Genomic DNA, 4,356 nt, shown 5'->3' with positions numbered 1-4,356 from the left:
TCACTAGGGTGGGGTTAAAGCCCACCGGGGGACCTAAAAATTCCTTGGGAACCGTGGCCGGGATCGCTGCCTCCGTGATCATCCGCGCGGTCGCTCCTCACATTGTTGCAAAATGTTACCTTCTACTATGTAGGCCAATCGGCGGTACAAAATCAAGTCACGCGATCCCAAAAGTGGGTTACTGCCCTTTTCGCAAGGATTGCCCCAGAACCGTTGCTCTAGTGGAGCCACAATGCTACAAACGCTGCGGATTCAAAACTTTGCTCTCGTTGCGGAGCTAGAGGTGACCTTTCAGCGGGGGCTCAATGTCCTCACCGGGGAAACAGGGGCAGGAAAGTCAATCCTCCTCGATGCCATTGATGCCCTCCTAGGGGGAAAGCTCTCGGCACGCCAGTTGCGATCGGGAACGGCGCAGGGCTGTATCGAAGCTAGTTTCACCCTGACCCCGCCAGTGAGAGACTGGCTGACCACCGTAGAAATTGATGCTGAAGGGGAGGAGGTGATTTGTAGCCGTGAGTTTAGTCTCAAGGGTGAGACGTTTCGCAGTCGCAGTCGAGTCAATGGCGTGCTCGTGAATCGGCAACAACTGCAGGAACTGCGGCACCACCTTGTGCACCTCACAGCTCAGGGACAGGCGGTGCAACTGGCGAGTGCTGCCCAACAGCGGGATTGGCTCGATCGCTATGGGGGCGAGGCCCTAATGACCCAGCGGCAGCGGGTGGCAGAAGCCTATCGGGCATGGCAACAGAGGCAACGGGAATTGCAAGACTTTGTTGCTCAGGAACAGCAGCGACTGCAGCGACTCGATTTACTCCACTTTCAACTCCAAGAACTGCTGGGTGCCGCCCTGGAAGACCCTGAGGAACTCAGCCAGTTGCAACAGGACTATCAACGCCTCAGCCATGTCCAGGAACTGCAAAGCCAAAGCCAATGGGCCTATCACCTCCTCTACGAGGGCGAACCCAGTGTGGTGACGTTGCTCGCCCAAGCCCAAGGGGCGCTGCAATCCATTGCCGATTGGGATCCAGCGCTTCAACCCATTGGGGAATTGTTAGAAGGGGCGATCGCCCACACCGAAGAAGCGGCACGCCAACTGCGCAGCTATGCCGATCGCCTCGATGCGGACCCAGCCATGCTGGACGCCTTAGGTCAGCGCATTCACCAATTACAACGCCTGTGTCGCAAGTATGGCGCCGATTTAGCCAGTGTCATTGCCTATCGCGATCGCATCCAAGCAGAATTAGCCGCCCTTAGGGATGCTGCCACTAGCCAAGAGGTCTTAGAGGTCGAAGTTGCCCAACGGCGCCAAGTTCTTGAGCAAGCGAGTGAGCGACTCCACCAATTGCGGCAAGGGGCAGCAGAACGCCTCCAACAAGACCTCCTTGCCCACCTTTGTCCCCTTGGGCTTCCCCAAGCTCGTTTTAGGGTGCAGTTGACAACCACAGAAGCCAGTAGTAGCGGGAGTGACGAGATCACCTTTCTTTGGAGTGCCAACCCCGGCCAACCCCTGCAACCCCTGGGGGAGATTGCCTCTGGCGGTGAAATGAGTCGGTTTCTACTGGCGTTGGAGACCTGCTTGGCGACACAGCAAACGCCGAAAACGCTAATTTTCGATGAAATTGATGTTGGCGTCTCCGGCCGCGTGGCGGGGGCGATCGCCGAGAGTTTAAGCCGATTGGGGCAAACCCATCAGGTGTTGTGTGTTACCCATCAATCCTTGATTGCGGCGGCGGCTGATCATCACTATTGGGTTCACAAGGATATTGACCCCAGCACCTCCACAACGGCAATTCATGTGCAATACTTAACCGATAAGGCACGTGTCCAAGCCCTTGCGGATTTGGCGGGGGGCGATTGCTCCGCTATGGCCCTCTCATTTGCCCGTGGCCTGTTGGCACAGCAACAACGACCCCTTCCGCCCGCCGCTGAGGAAATTAGCCTGAAAACTTAACGCAGTAATGTCCATATTCTTACAGTAAAATAAGTTTGATAGTAACATTGCCGTCTGACCGTCCTCGATGCAGCGTTCTTTCTATCCGGTAGGGGGGGATGAGTTAATGACCATTGATCAGGTGCAGCAAACTCTCCGCCGCTCCCGTGCCTCTATTTACCGTTATGTGAACACTAGTCATGAAACAATTAATCCCCCCTTTGATCCCCAGCGTCTCAATCCAGAGCATCGCCAGAGCCGTCGTCAACCGCTGCTGTTTCACCCCAATGAAGTGGCTCGCTTTGCCCGTGATGTGATGGGGATTACTACCCTCCAAGTGGAATTAAAAACAATCCCCCCTCATCCCACCGACAATCTCCTCAAGGAGATTCTTGGGGAATTAAAGCACATTCGCGAGGTTTTAGAGCGGGTGGAGAAGTTACTAGGAAGCTAGGCAGGTATAAGCAGGTATAATGACGTCTGTTTCATTTGCGCATTGACCACACATGGGTTTGCAAGCACCACGGGGAACTCGCGATATTTTGCCCGCTGAGCGGGTCTATTGGCAGTATTTAGAAACCATTGCTCGGCAAATTTTAGATCGCGCTGCCTACCGTGAAATTTGCACTCCGATTTTTGAGCAAACCCATCTGTTTGAGCGGGGCATTGGTGAGGCCACCGATATTGTCAGTAAGGAGATGTACACCTTTAGCGATCGCGCTCAACGGTCGCTGACGCTGCGGCCAGAGGGCACGGCGGGGGTGGTTCGCGCCTATATTGAGCATGGCCTCCACAGCCAAGGGGGTGTGCAACGTCTGTGGTACCTAGGGCCAATGTTTCGCTATGAGCGGCCGCAATCCGGTCGCTACCGCCAGTTTCACCAGTTGGGGGTGGAAGTTTTAGGGAGTGCCGATCCCCGTGCCGATGCCGAAGTTATTGCGGTGGCCTTGGATATTTTGCAGGCTCTGGGACTAAAGGAGTTAACCCTGATGCTCAACTCCGTGGGCGATCGCGAGGATCGCAGTGCCTATCGCCAAGCCTTGGTGGATTACCTCACCCCCTACAAAGGAGAGTTAGACCCCGATTCCCAAGAACGCCTCCACCGCAATCCCCTCCGGATTCTGGATAGCAAAGACCCCCGCACCCAAGCCATTGTCAAGGAAGCGCCGCGGCTTTTGGACTATCTGAGTGCGCGATCGCGCGCCCATTTTGAGCAAGTCCAATCCCTCCTGCAGGCTCTGGGCATTGCCTACCAAATTAACCCTGCCCTTGTGCGTGGTCTCGATTACTATACCCACACCGCCTTTGAATTTCAGGAGGTGAGCTTAGGGAATGAGGGAACTGTCTGTGGCGGTGGCCGCTACGATCACCTTGTGGAGGAACTGGGTGGCCCACCCACCCCGGCAATTGGTTGGGCCATGGGACTGGAACGGCTGATTTTACTTTTGCGCGATCGCCCTCTGCCACCGCGCAATCAGCCCTACCTCTATATGGTGACCCGTGGCGAAGCTGCTGAACGTCAAGGCCTGATCTTGGCCCAGCAACTGCGGCATCAAGGCTATACCGTAGAAGTAGATCTCAGCGGTAGTGCCTTTGGCAAGCAGGTGAAACGCGCCGATCGCGTAGGTGCCACGGTGTGTCTAGTCATTGGCGAAAGTGAAGCGACGGATCGCACTGTGCAAGTGAAGTGGTTGGCTTCTGGAGAGCAGGTTTTGGTGCCGCAACAGGAACTCTTGAGCGAAAACTGGCGATCGCGCTTCCTTGCTTCCCCATGATGGCTTACTTTCTCATTAGCCACGGCAGTCCTGCCCTGGAGCCGCAGCAAGCGATGGCATTCCTGTGCCAGCAACTCACCCCTCTTGGCATCCTCAGTTGGGGAACCCTTGAAGGAGCACCACTGCCGGCGCAGATTCGCCAATTCAGTCAGCAGGCACAAGCTCAGGGGGCTAAGGGGATGGTGATCCTACCCCTCTTTCTATTGCCGGGCAACCATGTGGTGGTGGATCTACCGCGGGCGATCGCGGCCGCCGAGCCGGTGCTTCCCATTCAATTACTCCCCTTCTTGGGGGGACAGCCGCTCTTTCAAGCATGGTTAAAACGGGCGATTGCCGATGAAGTTGCCCATATTCTCCTTGGCCATGGCAGCCGTCGGCCTGAAGTCCTCCCTTGGTTTGAGGAACTGTGTCAGACCTGTGGTGTGCATCCAGCCCTGCTGACCCAAACGGGAAGTTTAGACCATGCCATTGAGGCGCGGATGGCTCAGGGGTATACCAGTAGCAAAATTTATGGCTACTTTCTTTTTGGTGGCAAAACCCTTGATCAGGTGCACAGCCAACTCACCCTGCTGCAGGTCAGGTATCCCCACCACGGCGTTTCCTTGGTGCCGGCCATTCAACCCAGCTCCTCCTTCATCAATGTTCTTCAAC

Annotated in this window: 4 protein-coding genes; all 4 read left to right on the top strand. The window is 55.8% G+C overall.

Going from position 1 to position 4,356, the window contains the following annotated elements; translation table 11 throughout:
* Positions 1–232: 232 nt before the first annotated feature.
* Positions 233–1,951: a DNA repair protein RecN gene (gene recN / locus H8Q75_RS06325; protein ID WP_297040933.1), complete on the top strand. Its 1,719-nt coding sequence runs from the start codon at positions 233–235 to the stop codon at positions 1,949–1,951.
* A gap of 106 nt (positions 1,952–2,057) precedes the next feature.
* Entirely contained in the window at positions 2,058–2,384 is a 327-nt protein-coding gene (locus H8Q75_RS06320; RefSeq protein WP_225871741.1) for a resolvase, read from the top strand.
* Between the two features lie 52 nt (positions 2,385–2,436).
* Positions 2,437–3,705 carry a histidine--tRNA ligase gene (gene hisS, locus H8Q75_RS06315; protein WP_024124931.1) on the top strand — a complete coding sequence of 423 codons (1,269 nt, stop codon included), beginning with the start codon at positions 2,437–2,439 and terminating at the stop codon, positions 3,703–3,705.
* Positions 3,705–4,356, top strand: a 652-nt coding sequence (locus H8Q75_RS06310) for a CbiX/SirB N-terminal domain-containing protein (protein WP_297040932.1), incomplete at its 3' end; no start/stop codon positions are given. The genes hisS and H8Q75_RS06310, both read left to right, overlap by 1 nt.

This window comes from Thermosynechococcus sp. OHK43, assembly GCF_014466085.1.
GTDB lineage: Bacteria > Cyanobacteriota > Cyanobacteriia > Thermosynechococcales > Thermosynechococcaceae > Thermosynechococcus.
The sequence above is the reverse complement of the archived record's forward strand: the minus strand, read 5'-3'. Positions and strand labels throughout refer to the sequence as shown.